Source organism: Stieleria marina (assembly GCA_007741555.1).
Lineage (GTDB): Bacteria > Planctomycetota > Planctomycetia > Pirellulales > Pirellulaceae > K23-9.
Genome location: CP036526.1, coordinates 2,032,093 through 2,053,187, shown reverse-complemented (window position 1 = coordinate 2,053,187; position 21,095 = coordinate 2,032,093). Strand labels below are relative to the sequence as shown.

The 21,095-nt window shown below is 54.9% G+C and carries 16 protein-coding genes; 5 read left to right on the top strand and 11 right to left on the bottom strand.

Annotated features, from left to right (window positions below; genetic code table 11):
* Nucleotides 1-205 precede the first annotated feature (205 nt).
* Nucleotides 206-2,437 carry a bifunctional diguanylate cyclase/phosphodiesterase gene (locus K239x_RS07220; protein ID WP_419189775.1) on the top strand — a complete coding sequence of 744 codons (2,232 nt, stop codon included), beginning with the start codon at nt 206-208 and terminating at the stop codon, nt 2,435-2,437.
* 377 nt (nt 2,438-2,814) lie between these two features.
* Here the strand turns inward: K239x_RS07220 and K239x_RS28320 are convergent, their stop codons facing one another.
* On the bottom strand, nt 2,815-2,982 hold the full coding sequence (locus K239x_RS28320) for a hypothetical protein (RefSeq protein WP_419189774.1): 168 nt from the start codon (nt 2,980-2,982) through the stop codon (nt 2,815-2,817).
* 319 nt (nt 2,983-3,301) lie between these two features.
* On the opposite strand from K239x_RS28320, the gene K239x_RS07215 reads away from it, so the two are divergent.
* Together K239x_RS07215 and K239x_RS07210 are read left to right on the top strand one after the other, a co-directional pair.
* The gene (locus K239x_RS07215) at nt 3,302-3,994 is read left to right on the top strand and encodes an anthrax toxin lethal factor-related metalloendopeptidase (protein ID WP_145417106.1); all 693 of its coding nucleotides are present in this window, start codon (nt 3,302-3,304) and stop codon (nt 3,992-3,994) included.
* A 92-nt stretch (nt 3,995-4,086) separates the two neighbouring features.
* Nucleotides 4,087-5,190 (top strand): glycosyltransferase family 4 protein, encoded by a 1,104-nt coding sequence (locus tag K239x_RS07210; protein ID WP_145417105.1) that lies wholly within the window; start codon nt 4,087-4,089, stop codon nt 5,188-5,190.
* Here the strand turns inward: K239x_RS07210 and K239x_RS07205 are convergent.
* On the bottom strand, nt 5,169-6,650 hold the full coding sequence (locus tag K239x_RS07205) for a hypothetical protein (RefSeq protein WP_145417104.1): 1,482 nt from the start codon (nt 6,648-6,650) through the stop codon (nt 5,169-5,171). The genes K239x_RS07210 and K239x_RS07205 overlap by 22 nt on opposite strands.
* A gap of 234 nt (nt 6,651-6,884) precedes the next feature.
* On the opposite strand from K239x_RS07205, the gene acnA reads away from it, so the two are divergent.
* The gene (acnA, locus tag K239x_RS07200; protein ID WP_145417103.1) at nt 6,885-9,593 is read left to right on the top strand and encodes an aconitate hydratase AcnA; all 2,709 of its coding nucleotides are present in this window, start codon (nt 6,885-6,887) and stop codon (nt 9,591-9,593) included.
* A 243-nt stretch (nt 9,594-9,836) separates the two neighbouring features.
* On the opposite strand, the gene ccoS is transcribed toward acnA, so the two are convergent.
* From ccoS to ccoN, 8 genes are all read right to left on the bottom strand, one after another.
* Nucleotides 9,837-10,025, bottom strand: a complete 189-nt coding sequence (ccoS, locus tag K239x_RS07195; protein WP_145417102.1) for a cbb3-type cytochrome oxidase assembly protein CcoS — start codon at nt 10,023-10,025, stop codon at nt 9,837-9,839.
* The gene (locus K239x_RS07190) at nt 10,022-12,499 is read right to left on the bottom strand and encodes a heavy metal translocating P-type ATPase (protein ID WP_145417101.1); all 2,478 of its coding nucleotides are present in this window, start codon (nt 12,497-12,499) and stop codon (nt 10,022-10,024) included. Before K239x_RS07190 ends, ccoS begins: the two co-directional genes overlap by 4 nt.
* A 3-nt stretch (nt 12,500-12,502) precedes the next feature.
* Nucleotides 12,503-13,402: a sulfite exporter TauE/SafE family protein gene (locus K239x_RS07185; RefSeq protein WP_145417100.1), complete on the bottom strand. Its 900-nt coding sequence runs from the start codon at nt 13,400-13,402 to the stop codon at nt 12,503-12,505.
* Nucleotides 13,403-13,455: 53 nt separating this feature from the next.
* Nucleotides 13,456-13,992 (bottom strand): FixH family protein, encoded by a 537-nt coding sequence (locus tag K239x_RS07180; RefSeq protein WP_145417099.1) that lies wholly within the window; start codon nt 13,990-13,992, stop codon nt 13,456-13,458.
* Nucleotides 13,993-13,994: 2 nt separating this feature from the next.
* Nucleotides 13,995-15,482: a cytochrome c oxidase accessory protein CcoG gene (ccoG, locus tag K239x_RS07175; protein ID WP_145417098.1), complete on the bottom strand. Its 1,488-nt coding sequence runs from the start codon at nt 15,480-15,482 to the stop codon at nt 13,995-13,997.
* A 201-nt stretch (nt 15,483-15,683) separates the two neighbouring features.
* A complete protein-coding gene (locus K239x_RS07170) occupies nt 15,684-16,292 on the bottom strand; it encodes a cbb3-type cytochrome c oxidase N-terminal domain-containing protein (RefSeq protein WP_145417097.1) in 609 nt (202 codons plus the stop codon).
* On the bottom strand, nt 16,289-16,462 hold the full coding sequence (locus tag K239x_RS28315) for a hypothetical protein (RefSeq protein ID WP_419189773.1): 174 nt from the start codon (nt 16,460-16,462) through the stop codon (nt 16,289-16,291). Before K239x_RS28315 ends, K239x_RS07170 begins: the two co-directional genes overlap by 4 nt.
* A 50-nt stretch (nt 16,463-16,512) precedes the next feature.
* Nucleotides 16,513-18,852: a cytochrome-c oxidase, cbb3-type subunit I gene (gene ccoN / locus K239x_RS07165; protein WP_145417096.1), complete on the bottom strand. Its 2,340-nt coding sequence runs from the start codon at nt 18,850-18,852 to the stop codon at nt 16,513-16,515.
* A gap of 682 nt (nt 18,853-19,534) precedes the next feature.
* On the opposite strand from ccoN, the gene K239x_RS07160 reads away from it, so the two are divergent.
* Nucleotides 19,535-19,921 (top strand): group I truncated hemoglobin, encoded by a 387-nt coding sequence (locus K239x_RS07160; RefSeq protein WP_419189772.1) that lies wholly within the window; start codon nt 19,535-19,537, stop codon nt 19,919-19,921.
* Nucleotides 19,922-19,966: 45 nt separating this feature from the next.
* On the opposite strand, the gene K239x_RS07155 is transcribed toward K239x_RS07160, so the two are convergent.
* A complete protein-coding gene (locus K239x_RS07155; protein WP_145417095.1) occupies nt 19,967-20,593 on the bottom strand; it encodes a hypothetical protein in 627 nt (208 codons plus the stop codon).
* Between the last annotated feature and the right edge of the window lie 502 nt (nt 20,594-21,095).

The following is a 21,095-nucleotide window of genomic DNA, read 5'->3' as shown; positions in this document are numbered from 1 at the left end:
CTGTTCGCGAACTGAACAAAACACCCCGAGGCCAAACCGTATCCAGATGTCTTGCAATCACCTATCGGATTGCTGCAGCGGTCTGCTTTGACGACTGCAATCGAGATCCTGGCGCCACCCACTCTTCCAAAGAGTGCAAAAACAAACGAAATGACAACATCACAATCCGATGCCAACCGGTGTATCGGCTAAAGGGCAAATTCCCATGGACGCATTCGCGCAGTACGGAGTCACGACCGACTTGCTTGAAGAAGCTTTCCCCTTCTTCATTGCATGCGATCCTGATTTTCGAATTACGATGTTAGGTGCATCCATCCAACGTCTTAATCGGGATGTTGCAATTGGCAGTCGCCTGATGGAGCAAGTCACGATTCGGCATGAATCGTCTCAGCAAGAAATTACGTCGGCTGCTGACTCCAGCAAGATCGCTGCGCACACGGACCAGACCGTCAAGGTGGACTGGCTGCCAAGCGGGCTTCAATTGGTTGGGCGAATGTCGTCTCGCGCGCACGGCTTTCTTTTCTTGGTTAGTCCATCGAACCAGGATCACTGCGACCGTGAAATACATCTCTGGAATCCCGAAGCTGCTCATTCCGACAAATTCCAAAGTGAATCAAGGGAGCTGAATCCTTCGGCCTCAGGCGAGGATATCAAGCACTACGAACTCAAGAAACTGGTGCTTCGCTTAGAACGCGCTGCAAGAGACAAAGAACAACGTCACATGACGGAAAAGGAACTCATCGGTGACCTGGAAGCCGCCGGTGACTTGTGCATTCACTTCGATGCCAATCGCATCATCGTCGACATCAAAGCAGCATCCCAATCCTATCTGGGTACCAACCCTGCTCGTTTCGTCACTCAAACGATCACCAACTGCCTCCCGTCGATCGAAAGCGTACTCGCCGAAGCGATCAAGACACTCGATGAAGACGACGTTCCCAAAGTCGTCTCCTTTCAACTGGGCGAAAATTCCAACGGCTATCAATTCGATGCCCGCTTGGCGCGTTCGGGAAGCGAAAACTATGTCCTGCTGGCGCGTGATGTAACCGAACGATGCGAATTGGAAGAACGTCTGCAACATCGCACGTTGCATGACACGCTAACCGGACTCGCCAACCGAAAGCAGTTTCAACTCAATGCGTGCCACGCGCTGCAGGCCGGCAAGAACATCGCGATTCTGTTGGCAGACATGGACGACTTCAAGTCGATCAATGACAGTCTGGGAGAGGACTTTGGCGATTCCATGCTCCGTATTCTTGGTGATCGAATCCGAGCGTTCACACGTGATTCCGACACCGCGTTTCGTACTGGCGCTGACGAATTCGCCATCCTGCTTAGCTCCGACTGCCCGCTTGAATTCGCCGAATCGGTCGCTTATCGGCTGACCGAAGAACTCTGCCAGCCTATCAAAATCAACGGCGTCGAAGTCGAACCGCAAGTCAGCATCGGCCTCGCGCTGGGCGCAATCGGACAAACGTTCGACGCCACCATTCGGGATGCCGGTTTTGCACTGGAACTGGCAAAGGTACACAAACGGTCAAGCGTAGTCGTCTGCGACGATGCGGTTCGTGACCAGCTTCAAGAACGAAACACGATGAAACGTGAGATCTCCCGCGCGATTCGCCAGCGAGAATTTGTCGCGTTCTATCAACCGATCATCGATTTGCAATCTAAACGGATCGTAGGATTCGAATCGCTCGTGCGTTGGGATCATCCCACACGAGGAATGCTGTCTCCGTTTTTCTTTCTGGAGATCGCCGAAGAAACAGGTGCGATTGTCGAAATCGGCGAATTGATTTTGGAACAGGCATGCCGAGATCTCCAGGAATTGACGACGCTGTTCCCGAGCATTCCGCTGAAAGTCAACGTAAACCTGGCCTCTCAGCAGGTACAAGATTTGCGATTGATCACCGTCATCAACGATGTCTTGGAACGAACTCAACTGGATCCCAAGCACCTGACACTGGAGATCACGGAAACAGCGTTGATCGACGACTTCGAGAAAGCCAAACGCGTCATCTCAAATGTGCGCAAACGTGGTATTCAAGTAGCATTGGATGATTTTGGTGCTGGGCACTCTTCGCTCACTTATCTGCAACAACTTCCGATCGATTACCTGAAACTCGATCGCGCGCTCATTAGCAGTGTCTGCGAATCAGAGAGCCAGCACGCGATCACGGACTGCGTCACGCGATTGGGCAAAGCACTTAACCTGAAGGTCGTGGCCGAAGGGATTGAGACGTCGGATCAGGACCAGGCCGTTACGAAGCTTGGTTGTGATATGGCCCAAGGCTTTCTGTTCTCCAAGCCAGTGCCATTGGATCAAGCCATCGAATTGCTCGTCAAAGAATTGGCGGTAGGGGCCTTCGCAGCGCTTTCAACGACGCCAGCACTACCAGCCATCCAAGAGCCCTCTCCATGTGACGCAATGGCTTAAGCAGCGACCGGATTGCTGCACATCAATGACGGCAGTGAAACACAACTGATTGGGCTGAGCGAAACCCATCGGGCGTAACGCAGAATCTTGGCCGCTCACGGCCCAACGGCCGACCGCAAGGGCTCACTACACCGGCCCTCGCTTGCCTACGAATTGACTGCGACACAGCATCGGTGCTTACCGAAGTTTCGGCGTGATTACGAAACGGTTGCTCCGCTCCTGGTCTCTATTGCAACAGCTTTTGCAAAAGCGAAGGGACCTTGCGCGTGAAAGCACGGTTCGAATGCCCGCCACGTGGAGGTCGCCTTGCAACCTCAATGGAAAGAATGCGGCGGCGCACCAAGCCAAATTGCCTATGCCGAATTGCCGAGGCCGACTTACTTGGCTTTCGCCATTCGATCTTCTGTCCGCTTGGGCTGCGACTCTTGCTGACGCTCTTCGACAACCTGCAGTTTGGTCGTGTCGACGATGCCGCCAGGATTGACGTTGAACGTTTGCTTCAATCCGTGAACGGACTCAATCGTAAAGGTTGTTGAGTTGAACATCGTAAAGTGTCACTGTTGGAGACGTCGTAAAGTATTGCTTGATGTGGATTGGGCACCGGTGCCATTCATTCCACAAGTGAAGTATTGGCCGAATCGCATCTGATCACTGCGTCTTTTCTCAGCCGAAGTCGTTAAGATGTCCAGCGGTTGTTTTGTTGTTACGAATATTCCGTTTGCAGCGGCCGTGGTTACAAGATCATCCGCAGGCGACAGCCACCCAACGGACGATTCACTGCCACTAGAGACCATCAACGACGTGCGCACTGCTTTAAAACACATTCGATCCGGTTATGCGGATCGCCTGCTGAGCTGTCTTCCAATGGCTGCCCTGAGCATTCTGTGCTTCGCCAACCACTTAGAAGCACAGACCCCGCAGAGGTTCGCTGATCCGATCCAGCGGAATATCGAAGGCTGGACGGTTTTCATTTCTCCCGAAGTCGTCGCGCAGCCACATCGTTCGACTGGCGAAGAGTGCTTGAGCGCGTTGGCCAATCACCTGCAAAGGGTCAGGTGGATCGTTTCGCCAGAGCGTCTCGCAGAGCTTCAGCAAGTTGGCATCTGGGTTCATTGGGACCACACACTGGAGAACCTGCAGTATCACCCGAGCCGCGGTTGGCTATTAGCAAACGATCATGATCCGCGATTGGCCAAGCACGTGCACGTCGGTCGTGCCAAGAATCTTATCGATCGCCGGCAATGGACCAAACATCCTTACGCGATTCTGCACGAACTGGCGCACGCGTACCACGATCAAAAGCTTGGTTTCGACTATCCGCCGGTTCGGAGTGCCTATGAAAAGATGAAGCAAAGCGGCACCTACGACAAAGTCCTTTCCCACAAAGCGAAACACGTCAAGCATTACGCATTGAACAACCACAAAGAGTATTTCGCCGAATCCACCGAGGCCTATTTTGGCGTGAATGACTTCTTTCCGTTCGTTCGCGCCGAATTAAAGGAGCATGATCCGGACATGCACCAGCTGATGGAAACGATCTGGGGAAAAATCCCTTAGTCCCGCCGTCTGATTTCGCGGTCACCTCGTTGTCATAGCCGTGCCAAAGCCCATGCTCATGTTCGTCGCCAACAATCCCATCTAGAAGTTTTATGCGTGTCGATTTTGTCATCACCGAGATGTACGTAAGTGGTGCGGAACGCTGCTTGACGCAGCTTGCAAAAGGATTGGCCGAAAGCGGCGATTCGGTGCGAGTGTTTTCGTTTGCCAACTTCCCCACCGGCGATCAAAGCTTGTTGGTCGATCAACTGAGAGACGCAGGCATTCCAGTAGCATCGGCGCACGCCGATCACGTTTCGTCGTTTTTGAGTGCGTCGGCAAAGCTGCGATCTTGGCTGGTCGAATCTCCACCAGACATTTGCCAAACGTTTTTGTTTCATGCCAATGTCCTGGGAACCCTGGCTGCGAAAAAAGCTGGCGTCAAGATCCGCGTGGGAGGAGCCCGCATTGCGGAAAAACGCTGGTTTCGCAATCGCATCGAACGTCATGCCGTCAAACAAATGAGTTCGCTGATTTGCGTCAGCCACGGTGTGCAAGAATTTGCGGCGACGCATCTGAATTGCCCGACCACCAAGTCGCTTGTCATTCCCAACGGCGTCGATGTGCTGCGTTTTTCGACCGCAACTCCCATGGCCTGGTCCGAGATCGGATGGCCCGACGATTCGAAGGTTTCTCTGTTTGTCGGTCGGCTGCATCCCCAAAAAGGAATTCAGCTTCTGCAGTCACAAATCGATTCCTTGGCACCAGCACAATCGGACCGACGACTGCTGATCGTCGGCAGCGGTCCGCTGCAGAGCGAGCTGAAGTCCTGGGCCAACGACATCGGCCCCGATCGCGTCAAGATGATCCCATGGCAGAAAGAGATCGCCCCGATCATCAAAGCCTGTCGTCTACTGGTTTTGCCCAGCTATTACGAAGGCATGCCCAATGTGGTGCTTGAAGCAATGGCTGCTGCCAAACCGGTGGTGTGCAGTAGTGTGCAAGGAAGTCTGGAATTGCTCAGCCACGATCGAGATCGGCAAGTATTCCCGATCGGTGATGACGCGGCAATGAGAAAACTCGTCGAACCATTTCTAGCCGACGAGTTGATTTGCGATGATGTCGGACGTCGAAATCAAGAACGAGTCAAACTGGATTTCTCCGTTCCCGCCATGGTCGACGCCTACCGATCGTTCTATCGACGATTGGTCGTGTGACCGTAACCCGAGTATCCGGCCGATGAGTGTCGCTGCCCCGTCGTTTGACGGCGAACCGAATCGGAGGACTTCACTTGCTGAGGGGCAGTGAACTGACGAGGAGCGGGAGCAGGTGAGAACTGCGGATTTGACCGGCGCGAACTTGCGGCCGTTCGAGAATGCTGGTGCGAAACCTGGCGAGTCGCGACACGGATTGGAGGGCTCGCCTGGCTATAGCTACGGAACGAACTTCCCGTGCGAAGCGGAACTGCCTTTCGATGGGACGTCGCGACGTGTCGGTGCGCAGAGCTGGACGAACGCGCCAGCGACGGTGCACGACTAGAGCGATGCTGCAACGCTGCTTTGGCTGTGCGTTGTTGCGTCTGCGTGCGAACGCTTGCTTGCGGTGCCCCCAACCGAATCGGCTGACTCAGTTGAGTCTTGCGATAGTTGCTCGGCTGAATCGTCGGACGACTTCGTGGCAAGACTCTTACATCGTCGCCAAACGGATCGTCCAACGCATCGAACAATCCGCCGCCATCATTCTTGGGCGCGGGAGTCTTTGGTGCGGGTGCCGCCGGACGAACCGCTGGGGCTTCAAATGCGTTGGGAGCCGGATCGGGTGAAGGTGTGCGATCAATGGTGGGCAACCGGTCAATCGGTGCCGAAGCTCTGGGAGTGGACCGCGGTGTCGTGACTCGCGGCGTACTGGTGCGAGGCGTACTGGTGCGAGGCGTACTGGTGCGAGGCGTTGACATCGACGGCGCTGCTTCAAAGCTGGAATCTAGTTGCGATTCCAGATTGTCGAATTCCATTTGGTCGCTTTGAACCGGCGCTGATTGATGCGGAGCGGCATGTGGCGACACGATGGTCGGTTCGGACATGCGAAACTGAGGATGCCGCGGCGCTGCCATACGGGGCGCGGCCATGCGAGGCGTTGCGATCGGCGGCAAGGGAGCCGAATAAGCAGGTGCAGGCGAATGAACGTGCTGATGCACATGCGTGTTGGTGGGAGCCATTTCGACAGGCGCCATTGGCATCATCATTTCGCCCGACATCATCGATCCGCAACCACCGTCGCACGACATGCTGTCACAGGAAAGGCTGTCGCAGCCACAGCTGCTTTGGCCGCATTTGTCAAAGCCCATCAATCTTTCGACGCCACCAGCGACTGCATCCAGAGCGCGAAACACGCCGCCACGAACCATCTTGCAGCCGCCGCCGATCGCGTCACAGCCAATGCCGTCACACCCCATCGCATCGCAGCTCATGCCGTCGCAAGCCGCGCAATTGACTTCCACACTGTCGCAGTAATCACAAGCTTGGCTGACTTGAGCCTGCGTTGCCATGCCAGCGACTGCTACCAGTCCCAACACGATGCGGCCAAGAAGTCGTCGTTTTCGGTTCGTCGTCGAAACGCGACTGGTCAGATTGTGTTTGATTTGGGACATCGGGGTATCGTTGCGGGAAGGGCGTTTCATCAGAAACCTCATTGGAATTGCGGCGTGATGCTTTGATGTATCGACCCGAAAGATTCGGAATGACCAAGAGAACCCGAAACATCGGCAAACTGGACGTCTTTTGCCTATCTTTCGCATCTCCCCAGCTGCCATTGCCTGCGAAAAAACGCCGCCCCCAGACAATCAGATCGCAAATCGCTAAACTTTCGGCTCGACGACTTCCTGCCCAAACAGCCGCTAATACGAGAATACAACGTGAGTTTCGATCCATTTGGAGCACGCGATCAGTTCGACACTGGTCATGGAAAAGCAACCATTTATCGCCTCAGCAAATTGCAAGACGCTGGCCTCGGCCAGATCGACCAACTGCCGTTCTCGATCCGCGTTTTGCTGGAATCAGTGCTGCGAAACTGCGACGATTTTCTGGTCAGCCAAGACGATGTCAAAAACCTTGCAGCGTGGAACGCCGCCGCGCCAGCAAAGCAGGAAGTCCCTTTCAAGCCGTACCGAGTCGTCCTCCAAGACTTCACGGGCGTCCCAGCCGTTGTCGACCTCGCAGCGATGCGATCCGCAATGGCTCGTCTGGGCGGTGACCCCGAAAAAATCAATCCGTTGATTCCCGTCGACCTCGTGATCGACCACAGCGTGCAAGTCGATTTCTTTGGCAGCGATGGTGCGTTGGTCAAAAACGTCGACATGGAATTCAAACGCAACAAAGAACGCTACGAATTCCTGCGTTGGGGCCAGCAGGCGTTTGACAATTTCCGCGTGGTCCCCCCCAACGTTGGCATCGTCCACCAAGTAAACCTGGAGTACCTAGCAAGCGTTGTCGCGCTGCATGACACTCCCGATGGTCCCGTTGCCGTTCCGGATACTTTGGTCGGAACCGACAGCCACACCACCATGATCAATGGACTGGGCGTATTGGGCTGGGGAGTCGGTGGTATCGAAGCCGAAGCGAACATGCTGGGTCAGCCGCTCTACATGCTGATGCCCGAAGTGGTCGGATTCGAATTGACCGGCAGCTTGCCCGCCGGCGCGACCGCGACGGACATGGTGTTGCAAGTTGTCGAAATTCTTCGCGACGAAGGAGTGGTTGGTAAGTTTGTTGAATTCTTTGGCGCCGGGATGAACGCAATGAGCGTTGCTGACCGAGCTACGATCGCAAACATGGCACCTGAATACGGTGCGACAATGGGATTCTTTCCGGTCGACGACGTCACGCTGCAGTACATGCGTCAAACCGGACGGACGGCCCAGCAAGTCGAATTGGTCGAACGATACACCAAGGAACAAGGTTTGTTCCGCACCGACGACGGCCCATCGCTCACGTACACCAAAACGCTGTCGCTGGACCTCGGAACCGTTGTACCCAGCATGGCTGGTCCCAAGCGGCCTCAAGATCGCATCGCCCTAACGGACATGAAAGCGGCTTTCAACAAATCGTTGACCGCACCGATCGGAGCATCTGGTTTTGGGTTGGAAACAACCGATTTGGACCGCAAAGCGACCGTTCAAAACAACGGCCAAAGCAACGACATTACTCACGGCGCCGTCGTGATCGCCGCGATCACTTCTTGCACCAACACCAGTAATCCATCCGTCATGATCGGCGCTGGATTGTTGGCCAAAAAAGCTGCTGAACGTGGCTTGAAAGTCTCGCCGCACGTCAAAACTTCGCTCGCACCTGGCTCCCGAGTCGTGACAGACTACTTGGACAAAGCCGGTTTGACCGACAGCCTGCGTGCGCTTGGATTCCACACGGTTGGCTATGGCTGTACGACCTGCATCGGCAACAGCGGCCCCCTCCCAGAGCCCGTCGCCAACGCGATTAAGTCAGGCGACTTGATCGCATCTGCTGTCTTGAGCGGTAACCGAAACTTCGAAGGACGCGTGAACCCACTGACCAAAGCCAATTACTTGGCGAGTCCGCCGCTGGTTGTTGCCTATGCACTCGCAGGCACAACGGACATCGATTTGGCGACCGAGCCGATCGGCCAAGATGGCGAGGGCAACGATGTGTTCTTGAAAGAAATCTGGCCGACGGCCGAAGAGATCGCCAGCACGATTGCGACGTCAATCGAACCGGAGATGTTCATCAACCAGTACGAAAGTGGCGTCACCGACAACCAACTTTGGAACGCCATCGAAGTCGCCGGGGGAGCAATTTATCCTTGGGATGAATCCAGTACTTACATTCACCACCCGCCATTCTTGGACAGCGTGACCGGCGAATCGGTCCCCGATATCACGCCAATCAAAGGTGCAAGAGTCTTGGCGTTGTTAAACGATAGCGTCACGACCGACCACATTTCACCAGCTGGTGCGATCGCATCGGACGGGCCGGCCGGGCGTTACCTGCAAGAAAACGGCGTGGAGATTCGTGAGTTCAACAGCTTTGGTTCGCGACGTGGCAACGACCGCGTGATGGTACGCGGAACGTTCGGCAACATCCGCATTCGCAACCAACTGGCACCGGGCACCGAAGGCGGCGTGACGCGTTACCTGCCAACCGACGAAGTCATGAGCATCTACGACGCGTCTATGAAGTACCAAGCTGACGGCGTGCCGCTAGTTGTCTTGGCTGGCACAGAGTACGGCACCGGAAGTAGCCGTGACTGGGCCGCCAAAGGCACGATGATGTTGGGTGTAAAAGCCGTTATCACCACCAGCTACGAACGCATCCACCGCAGCAACTTGGTCGGAATGGGCGTGTTGCCATTGGAATTTGCCGATGGCGCTACCTGGCAATCACTGGGATTGACCGGCGAAGAAACCATCGACATCCCAGGTCTATCAAATGACCTGCAGCCTCGATCGACCATCAACGTGACAGCTACTGCTGCTGACGGCAAAGTCACCGAGATTCCGTGTGTAGTACGAATCGACACTCCTGTCGAAATGCAGTACTACCAAAACGGGGGCATCCTCAACACGGTGCTGCGGAACCTGTCGCAGAAATAGGCTCGGTTAGCGTCGACTATCGTCACTTCCCTCTCCCGCGTGCGGGAGAGCCGGTCGCTTGCAGGAGTGCAGACCGCTCAGGACTGGCGAGGCGACTTGTGGTTTAATCGGTGGGGCTGCTTTCGCTCCAAATCCGCTCCAGCAACTCGGCGTTTGCGCCATTCCCATTTGCGCGAGCAGAGAAAACGCACATCAGGCACGATTGCCCTTCACGTCGCGGCAAGACAAACAGCGCTGTCTCCCTTACGGATTGGACGGCGGCGTGCCGTCTGAATCTTCCGGCCGGGATTTTTTTTGTTCGTCTACCAAAATCCTCATCGGCGGCGAATCTAAATCGTCGTATTGACCGTCACGAATGCAGTAGACGCAGGCGGTCACGCCGGCAGCTCCTAGCAACAGGGCAAGCGGCAAGGCGATAAAAAGTACGCTCATGAGGATTGCTTGCCAAAAATTGGGCAGAGAAGAGTGAGAGCCAGGACCGACACACTGCTGATCGGCATCAAAACGGCTGCGACCAACGGGCTAATGTAACCAGTCATCGCAAGTGCGACCGCGACCACATTGTAACCCAGCGAGACCGCAAACGTCGCGATAATCAACCACCGCGTTCGCTTCGCACCATCGATCAATTCGACGATGCTGCCCAAATGACCCGACGAAATAAAAACCGGCGCGGCCTGCAGGCTCACTTCAGCGCCACCGCGAACGGCAATCCCCACATCCGCAGCAGCCAATGCCGCCGCATCGTTGGCTCCGTCGCCCACCATGACAACTTGTCCGGGCTGAGCTTTCTTGATGCATTCCAATTTGTCTTCAGGCGAAAGCCCCCCCAGCGCGTTCTCCTTGCTGATCCCAAGCGTCTCTGCGACACGGTCGACAATGGCCGGGTGATCTCCCGAAAGCATGCCAACTTGCCAACCACGTTTAGTCAATTCGCTGATCGTGCGGATCGCGTCCGGCTTGATGTTGTCAGTAACCGTCAACACCGCTTCGGCTTGACCATCGATGGCAACGACTACGGGGGTCGTGCCATGATCAAGGCAGCGATTGATTGCGTCTAGCATGGCCGTATCGATCGTCACGTCATTACTACGCAGAAACCCAAGGCTACCGATATAAACTCCACGTCCATCGCAACGACCAACCACGCCCCCCACTTCGATACCACAAAGTTCGGCTTGGTCGAAAATCACCAAGCCTTGCTGTTTTGCTGCTCTCACAATGGCCTCAGCAATCGGATGGACACAATGAGCCTCCACCGACGCAGCCACTGCAAAGGCATCTCGATTCCCATGCACAAACTCCGCCCGCATACGGCCTTCCGTCAACGTTCCGGTTTTGTCGAACCAGATCGTGTCTCCTCGCGAAAGGTGCTGCAAAGTCTGTCCGTCGCGAACCAAAATTCGCCGCTTCGCAGATCGTCCAATGGCAACCGCAATCGCAAGTGGTGTTGCCAGCGCCAACGCACAGGGACATGCCACGATCAACAGCGACGTGGCATTTCCCATCGCCACCGACACGCTTTCTTTCGACCAAAACAAAAATGTTGCCAAGGCGAGTAGCGTGACCGTGACGACAAAGACGCCACCAATCCGATCAGCCAACTGGACAATGGGGGTCTTTGTAATCGCGGCCGCTTCGACCGACTGCATCACTTTACCAATGCGAGTTTCTTGTCCAATCGCGTCCACCGAAATTTCGATCGGACGCATTAGATTGACTGTGCCAGCGGCCACCGAGTCACCTTCGGTAACGGCGACACCACGACTTTCTCCGGTCAACAACGAACGATCAATCATCGAATCACCGCTCAGCACTTTGCCGTCGACAGGGATGCTTTCGCCGGCCAACACCAAAACTTGATCGTCCGTCGTCAAACGCTGCCAAGGCACCAAGTCGTTCGTTCCATCCCGATTTACACGACGAGCGTGCTGAGGAGTGATCCGCATCAACAGATCCACCGACTGAGCCGCCCGGTGCTGCTGGCGAAACTGAATCCATCGCCCCAGCAACAAAAGAAACACCAACACGGCCAGAGAATCAAAATAGACCTCACCGCGTCCCGTGACGGCATTGACCGCACCTGCCAGCGTTCCAACGCTTAACCCTAGAGCGACGGGAAGATCCATATGAGGTGTGCGAGTACGAATCGCCGCCATCGCTCCGGCAAAGAAAGTCCTGCCAGGAAAAACCACGGCGACAATGCCCAGGACAGTGCCAAAGGCTCGGAGGTAAATGCGATGACTCTCTGCGATCCCCCAAGCTTCGCCGGCGTACAGACCAATCGCGATCCACATCGCGTTCGCTGCACAGAAACCAGCGACAGCGATATTCGTAAGCAGTCGCCGATTTTCGATCCAGAAATGCTGATCGGGCACTTCCGTCAACGGGGCGACTTCATATCCCAACTTTGACAACAGCGCTGCGATGCGACTCAGGGGGATCTCCACTGGGTTGTAACTCACACAAACCGTGTGGTCGCTCATCTTCACGCGTGCCGACTCCCAACCGGGTGTTCGCCCCGCAGCGTTTTCAATCAACCAAGCACAAGCCCCACAGTGCAGCCCATGGATCGCGAGATTCGATAGCTTGCGGCCGTCAGGTTGATCGACCGGCTTAGAACGCCCCAAAAACTCTTCGCGATCAAACTCATTGAACCGCGTGACATCGCTGCGAACTTGGTCCGGCGCCGTCGACGAAACCTGGTCCCGCAGAGCGTAAAAGTCGTCCAGTCCCCAACCGTGGATAAGTTGATAGGCGCCCAAACATCCGTTGCAGCAAAAGACCGTTTGCGGATCCGTACCTTCACCGCAAGGCGTCGCCAATCCACAGTGAACGCAGGGCAGCGATCGCGTCGTCGACTCGGAGGACGCTGGCTCGGAGGACGCTGGCTCGATTGTCGACATGAATCAGTCGTCCAACTTCAGACTGGTTGCGTTGTCCACGTCCAAATTGCCCACATCCAAACTCGCCGCGTCCAACACGCCGGTTTCCGGGCTCTCGGCAGACGACACTGCACATTCTTCCTCTTCGCAGCAACAGGGCAATGGTTGATCGCCCGCGGATGTTGCCTGTTGCACCAACGCGGCTGTGTCACTGCCGCTGGGAGATAGCGATTCGAGCGAAGTCAGGCCTGCGAACCCCCGTCCAGAAGCGGTAAAACCGCCTCCAACAATCAACAGGACTGCGGCAGCCGTGGGGACCAGCAAACCCAGTGGCTGAGATAGCAATCGTGTTCCTGCGATCAGTCCGGTCAACGCTGGCACCGTTCCAATCCAAAAAGCGAACATCACCACAGGTCCCATCAGCAGGCTGCCTGTTCCAGCAGCAATCAAAGCGAACAGGTACAACCAGCCACATGGCAGCAGCGTGGTCAGCATTCCAGTGAACAACCCTCGTGCTGGAATCGGCAGACGAAACAGAAACGGGCGAGCCTTGACCAGCAAGCCGCCGATCGTCGATGGTTTGACGGTCTTCGTTTTCTGCGATGCTGGACCGACCAGTTGATAGAGCCGCACCAACCCGACCACGATCATGATTCCGCCGACGACCCGAGCCGCCATGACTTGGTAGCCCAGCCATTCGCCACCGATCTCGACGGCGCTGCCAATGAAACCGGCGATCAAACCAGCAATCAGATAAGTGATTAATCGACCGACGTGATACAGCAACGTCGCAACGGCAACCGTGCGTTTCTGCGCCGAATCACCCGCACCGCTGGCCCAAATCGCGAGCGGACCGCACATGCCGACGCAGTGCATGCTACCGAGCAAACTGGCCGTCGCTACAGCTGAAATCAAAATCCACACTAGCCAATTTCCTTTTCGTAATCAGCACGATTTAAAAAATGCTGGTCGCACAATCACTGGATCACCTCAATCGTTCGCCGCAGCGTAATCGGCTCGTCGGCTCCCGCGATGTCGATCTCCAAGTTCCAGATTCCCGATCGCCCCAGCGGAGCCAGGGTCATATAGTTTCCGTTTCCAACTGAATCGACCGAGAACTTTCGGATGTCCGTCGCCGCGGCATGATGATAGGCCGTGGCATGCAAACTGAGGTTGTCGATTGTCTTCCCGTTTTCGTCTCGCACCGCGATTTCGACCGCCCGGCGACCTTGTCCGTCGGCGACATCCGACGCCACCAAGTCAATTTCCCAGCCCAGTCGATCGGCCGCAGTGGAGACGTACTTCTGTTGGTCCCAATTCAAAGCAGTTTTGTGGTACTCCGGAATCACCGACACCGTCGGATCGCTGGTGGCCAAGTGAATCGAGAAAAAGCCAATGACTAACTGAATGCCAAGCAGCGTCACCACCAACGAAACCCAAAAATACTTGGCGCGTCGCTCGGCGGATCTCTGGACTGCCGGATCAAGCTGATAAAACGAATCGTTGGTGGTCATCTTTATTGTCTTGGACCTAAAAGTTTGAAATTAACGAGTCGCTCGTTGTCACTTCCGTCTTTGATTCTCAGTACCGCTTCCGACTTTCCGCCCTGATTGGTCAGGGTATTGGGAAAGCGAATGCTAATGGGCACCAAAGCAGTCATGCCGCCGTCAAGCGTCAAGCCTTCGTCATCAACGACCTCCAAAGAAGCACCTTCGGGCGACGCGACCGAAATTACGTACTGTTGCTCATCGTCGGTTCGGTTGACCAGACGCATGTTAAACGAGTTCATGATTTGGCGTGACTGCATCATCGTAAATGGAGCACCGCGACCGCGTATCAGCCTAGCATCGAAACTGGATTTGGACCGTATCGCCAACCCGAACGCGGACAGAACGCCGATTAGCAAAATCGGATAGATAATCGTTCGACCCCGAAACAGCTTTTTAGGTTTGCGAGCGATGGCATCTTGCGAACTGTAACGAATCAAACCGCGCGGTTTTCCGACGCGATCCATGACACTGTCGCACGCATCGATGCACTGAGTGCAATTAATGCACTCCATCTGCAGGCCTTCGCGAATGTCGATTCCCGTTGGGCAAACGACGACACACTGATGGCAATCCACGCAGTCGCCTTTGTTGTCCCCTTCGACTCGTTTCCCTTTGATCCGTGGTTCTCCGCGAACAGGATCATAGCCGACGATCATCGACTGTTCGTCCAACATCACCGATTGAAAACGGCCATATGGGCACGCAATCAGACACATCTGTTCGCGGAAATACAAAAAGTCGAACATCATCGCGGCAGTGGTTCCCGCCATCACCAAAAACGCCATTGGGTGCGTCAAAGGAGAACTCCGCACCCAAACAGCCAAACGCTCCGTGCCGACAAAGTAGGCCAGAAACGTATGAGCCAAAAACATCGACAAGACCAGATACACAGCAACTCGAGCGACCTGCCAAATGGCAGCTTTCTTTTTAGGCTTGCCGCCTTTACCAACCGTGCCTTCGAAGAACCGATCAATCGGGCGAAACAAAAATTCCATGTACACCGTTTGAGGACATGCCCAGCCGCACCACGCGCGGCCCGCGACGGCAGTGACCAGCACGATCGTGATGAACACACTGAGCATCAAGAACGCGAGCACCACCGTATCGGTTGGCAGAAAAGTTTTTCCCAAGACAGTAAATTTACGCGCTGCAATATCCAGCAACACAAGCGGCTTGCCGTTCACGCGAAGATGTGGCACCGCAACAAAGACGGCCATCAAAACGTAGGCGACGACGCGGCGGCGTTTCCACCAATGCCCCGTCGACAACTTGGGACGCAGCCAACGACGGCTACCGTCTTTTTCAAGCGTACTGAGGACGTGATCGGGCGTCTCCAACAAAGCTTCATTGGCGCGACCAGACGATGGATTGTTTCCGGCTGCTTCTTTCCTGGGTGGTTTTCCACCGGGTAATACCGGCAGTGACGATCCGTTATCGGGGGGCGGCTGATTCATAGTTTATGTTTCTCGTGCACATTTCGGCGGATAGACCGCGATGGTCTTCGCTCGCCAAGCACGCCGATGGCAATTGCCAACGGCATCGACTTGGCATCCAAATTCGTCTTCACGCAAAAAGAGAAACATCACTGCCGGATCCGACCGGCACTGCTTAGTCGCTAGAAAGACGGGATAGCACTCATGGCTCCCATCGAACAGCTACGATTTCTCCTTTTCGTCTTCAACCTCTTCTTCAGGTGGCGGCTCTGGCCACGCGGCGATCTTGTTTCCTTCGGGTGGCCGTCCACCTTCGGCATTCGTCCCACGCAAACTGGCGACAAACGCCGACACCATGACCACTTCATTGACATGCAAACGGTGTGACCATTTTGGCATCGCGCCGTTACCAGCACCGTTGTTAATCACTTTGGCAATGTCGCCCAATGTCTTCACGTTTTTGTAGGAATCGTCGGTCAAGTTCGGCCCAACTTTTCCTTCTCCTTCACGACCGTGGCAAGAGATGCAATTCGCTCGAAAAACCGACTTGCCAACTTTCACCCAACTGTCTTTGCCCATGAACTTTGCCACCGTCGCAGTGTCGGGTTGCAAGTCACCGATTTCGGCAAACTGAAGACGAGTATTCTCTGCAAGTGCGATGCCAAATTGATCTTCGACAGATCGCCCTTCGGCACCTCCGTGGTAATACACCCAGTAGAAGGGCGCAAAAACGATCGTTGCAATGAACAACCATTTCCACCAACCCGGTAGTGGATTGTCGTACTCTTCGATGCCATCGTAGGCATGATCTGTTTTGGGGGCTTCGCTCATCGTGGGTCCTCCACTTTGTCGCTAATTGGAATCGAGGCAAAACGGTCGGCGGCTTTTTTACTTAACCGCATTGCGCCGAAAACAATAAACACGAATGCGATCACGAACAGCCCCAGGGCCAATTCGGCAAAGTCGGAGTAGTCAAGTGAGCTAACGAGGTCTCTTATCATCAGCAATCAAGTCCGTAAAAATGAGGTGGTTTGTCCAGCAAGAATCGAAACTACTGAGCATCCTCAGTCGCTTCGTTCCCTGTCGTCCCAGCTTCGCTGTCCGCCGCCGCCGCTTCACCATCGCCAGGCGAATCGGCCGGCGTTTTCGCAGCTGGCTCAGGTGTTTTGAACAGATCGGTACCGACTCGCTGCAAGTACGCAATCAGCGCGATGGCCTGCTTGTCGTACATCGCCGCCGGACCGCCTTGTGCGACGATCTCAGCCGCAATGACCTCCGACTGCTTACGAGCAACTGCTTCGGTGTTATTCAATTCTTCCTCCGAATACTCGGCTCCCAAAAAGGCTGCCGCGCGGACGTGAGGTGCGATCGCGTTGAATTTCAGGTCATCGTCAAGCAAGTGTTGGTAGCTTGGCATCACACTGCCAGGCGACACGTCCGTCGGATTCTCGAAGTGACGCCAGTGCCAGAAACTACTCTGCTTGCCGCCTTCACGCGCCAAGTCAGGCCCGATGCGACGACTGCCCCACTGGAACGGGCGATCGTAGATGAATTCGCCCGGTTTGCTGTATTCGCCGTAACGCTTGGTTTCGGCAACGATCGGACGGATCATTTGACTGTGGCAGTTGTAGCAGCCTTCGGAAACGTAAATGTGTCGTCCAGCAAGCTCCAACGGTGTGTACGGCGTCACGGTCGCAATCGTCGGAACGTTCGATCGGATCAGGAACGTGGGCACCAATTCAAAGAGTGTTGCTACCAACACCGCAGCAGTCGTCAGCACAGTGAACTTGACCGGCAAACGCTCCCAACGACGGTGCCAATTCATTTTGCCAAGAACGCTGAGCTTTTTGCCAGCTTCCAACATCGGAACATCTTTCAGATCCGACTCGGTTGCCGGTTCGTCCGGGTAATCCTTAGACAATCGAGGGGCTGTGTAGACAGGAATGTCGTAAACCGCAGGCCGAGTCGTCCAAGTCATAAAGGCATTGAACGCAAGCATGACGACACCACTGACGTACAGCGTGCCACCGACGACTCGCAACCACCATAGCGGCACGACCGATTGAATCGTTTCGATAAATTCGGGATAGACCAAGTGGCCTGTGTCGTCCATTGCACGCCACATCAGGCCCTGCATCAGACCGGCTGCATAAATCGGAATGATGTAAAGCAGAATGCCAATGGTGCCTGTCCAAAAGTGCAAGCTCATCAGCTTTTTGCTCCAAAGCTTGGTTTGATAGAGAACCGGCAGCAGCCAGTAGATCATTCCAAACGCCATGAAACCGTTCCAACCCAGAGCACCGGAGTGCACGTGTGCGATCGTCCAATCGGTGTAGTGACTCAGTGCATTGACGGCCTTGATCGAAAGCATCGGACCTTCGAAAGTCGACATGCCGTAGAACGTGATACCGACCACAAAGAATTTCAAAACAGGATCAGCGGCGACTTTGTGCCACGCTCCGCGCAGTGTCAGCAAGCCATTGATCATGCCGCCCCAGCTTGGCATCCAAAGCATCAAGCTAAATAGCATGCCCAGGCTACATGCCCACTCTGGCAGCGCGGTGTAGTGTAAGTGGTGCGGTCCCGCCCAAATGTAGATGAACACCAGGGACCAAAAGTGAATGATGCTCAGTCGATAACTAAATACCGGACGCTCAGCAGCCTTTGGCAAAAAGTAGTACATCAGTCCCAAGAACGGCGTCGTCAAAAAGAACGCCACCGCATTGTGCCCGTACCACCACTGCATAAACGCGTCTTGGACACCAGCGTAAACGCTGTAGCCTTTGAACCAGCCTGCGGGAATCACCAAGTTATTGAAGACGTGCAGCAACGCAACCGTGACGATGGTGGCGATATAAAACCACAACGCCACATACATGTGACGTTCACGCCGATGAATCAGCGTCATCAAGAAGTTGCCACCAAAGATGAACAACCAAACCACTGCGATCAAAATATCGATTGGCCATTCCAGTTCCGCGTACTCGCGACTCTGGGTAATGCCCAGCGGCAGTGTAATGGCTGCCGCAACAATAATCAGCTGCCAGCCCCAAAAGTGAAGTTGGCTAAGTGTGTCGCTCCACATCCGTGCTTTGCAAAGACGCTGAGTGCTGTAATACACGGCTGCAAAAATGGCGTTACCAGCGAACGCAAAAATGGCTGCATTGGTATGAAGCGGGCGCAGACGCCCGAACGAAATATACGGCAGTCCGCCGCTCAATGACGGCATCACCAACAGCAAGGCGACGACTAGGCCAACCAGCGTTGCTACCAATGCCCAGAGGATCGTCGCGGTTACGAACAGGCGTACGATTTTGTCGTCGTAGCTAAACTGATCAGGCTCCAAAGAGTCCTGGGCGCTGCTGGTGGATGAGTCGATGGTTGCTTCCATGGTCCGGTCGAATTGGTTCGCGTGAGAGAAATTCGATTAAAGATGGTTGATAAGTCGTTTGTCGAAATCACCTGCATTGCAATCGGATGCAACTTGGCAATTACGAAATACTGCTGTAGCTGTTTCTATGATGCTTCGGAGATCCCAACGCTATTCAAATGCAGTGCCAAACTCGATTCGATTTGAACGTACACGAACTAGCGAAATCTGTTCACTCATCTTAGCGCCCCAACGGCACTTTCCCGCCCCCTTGCGTCCATCGGTCGCAGCAGGAATCAAGCGTTTTAAAAAGTAGCGGAAAATCTGCCTCCTCGCCTGTGCCAAAACGCACACGCCGCCAGCCAACCTGTGCCGTAACGCACGCGATGAGCTCCACCAACCCATTCTCGCGAAACGCTGCCACGCTATAAATTCACTTTCAAGACCACGTCTGGCCATTAAGCGGCTGGAAGGTCTCAAATGCTGAAGTATAAAACTGGCAGTCGATTCCCTATTATCGCGCTTCGGTCACTGGCTTTTTGCCCGGTCGCTTGGCTTGACAGTCGAGTGGCTTCACGGCCCCTGAACTTGTCTCCTGCGAATCAGTCAGATCGGAATTCTATCAGAACCACTCCTATCGTCGAACGCCGGAATCGAAAGCCCCCCTCGCGATCGCAGAAACACCTCTTACGAAACGAAAAAGATGATGTCCAAAGCCAATAGCGAACTGTTTGACCGACTTGGAGGCGCCACCAAACTTGCGCAAATCGTCGACAACATGTACGAACGCGTTCTCTCCGACCCGGACTTGGCCGACTTCTTCGAAGGAATTGGCGTCAAAAGACTGCGACAAATGCAGTTCCAGTTTCTTGCATCGGCCTTCGGTGGCCCGGTCAATTACACCGGTGCCGAATTGACCCAAATCCACGCCAAACACGCCATCTCCGGTAAGCACTTCGCGAAGTTTTGCGGACATTTCGCGGACGCGTTGGAAGCCAACGACATCGCACCCCGCGACGTCGATGACGCGCTGGGTCGTTTAGCGATGTACAAAGACAAAGTCACCGGCGAAACCAACGTCGATGGATGACTCCACTCGACGCAGCTGAATGATTGCTTGAATTTGCAGGTTGTTCTACCGCGGTGATGCAGCCGGACGGACAGAGCTTGATGGCAAATCAGCCGATGATGAATGCACTGGCACTCGGCGCACTTGTTCTGGCCCCGATTCAACACTTTTGTCATTGGACTGAGGCCACTGCGACGGAATCAAAGACACGTTGTCCCGAGGCTCTATCCCAGCGACTCGCAGTGAGTCCCGAACGTGATCGTGGCACTGGATACAGGTGGTCGTCATCTGAAGGTACACAAATGTGACGCCCTCATGGTTGCGTCGACTCGCTAGCGATTCCAGTTGGCTGCATTGCCGACGAAATTCGGCACTGAAATGCTCGTACACATTGTCGCGAGCCCGCGGCCATTCGGCTGCTTCGCTGATGCGTTTCATTTCGCGAGCCCCACTGGCGATCTGGTCAAAGTCTTTCCGCAGAAGACCTTCCAAGACCTTTTGCGAACGCCCCAGCTTCGCTTTCATCAGTGCACTCGAAGCAGCAGTCGGTGATGCCACCAAAACCGGGGCTCCTGACGATGCCGAATCTGCCTCGATGCGTGCCGTTTGCCCCGGCTGCTGAGCCGGCAGCCATAAGCACATGATGGTTCCTAGAAAAAAACTAAGCGTCAAGATCGCGACTGGATGTCTCATTGGATTTGCCTCCTGCAAAATCGTGTTGAACCTCATCGATACTCAATTACAACTCTCGTGCCAATGCGAGACTTTGAACGTCGCAGCGGCTGGGCAACGAAGATTGTCGACCGACGACGCCAGCGAGCGATAACGCACATCTAACTGCGACAATAGAGCTACAAACGTGCCCGCCCGCTCACTTCGCATTTCCTCCGCATTGAACTCGATTTTTGGCCACGCCGAAGCGATTTCTATGAAGGACCACCAAGCGTTGGCCAAACGCACTCGCCAGCGTGTTCGTTCTTCATTCGTTGGCAACCAGCCAAAACTCATCCGGCAACGGCCCCACTGATTCAACGGTCAGTTGGTATCGAACTTGCGTTCGAGTGCTTCCAAGCAGAGCTGAAGGGCTGGCCAGTTTTGAAACTGATCACCTTTCTTCGCAGCGTCCTAGTGCAATTTATTCGACAGAAATTCCGTCGGACGTTGCGCGTCCCGGCGCTGTAGATCTGCCTCCAAA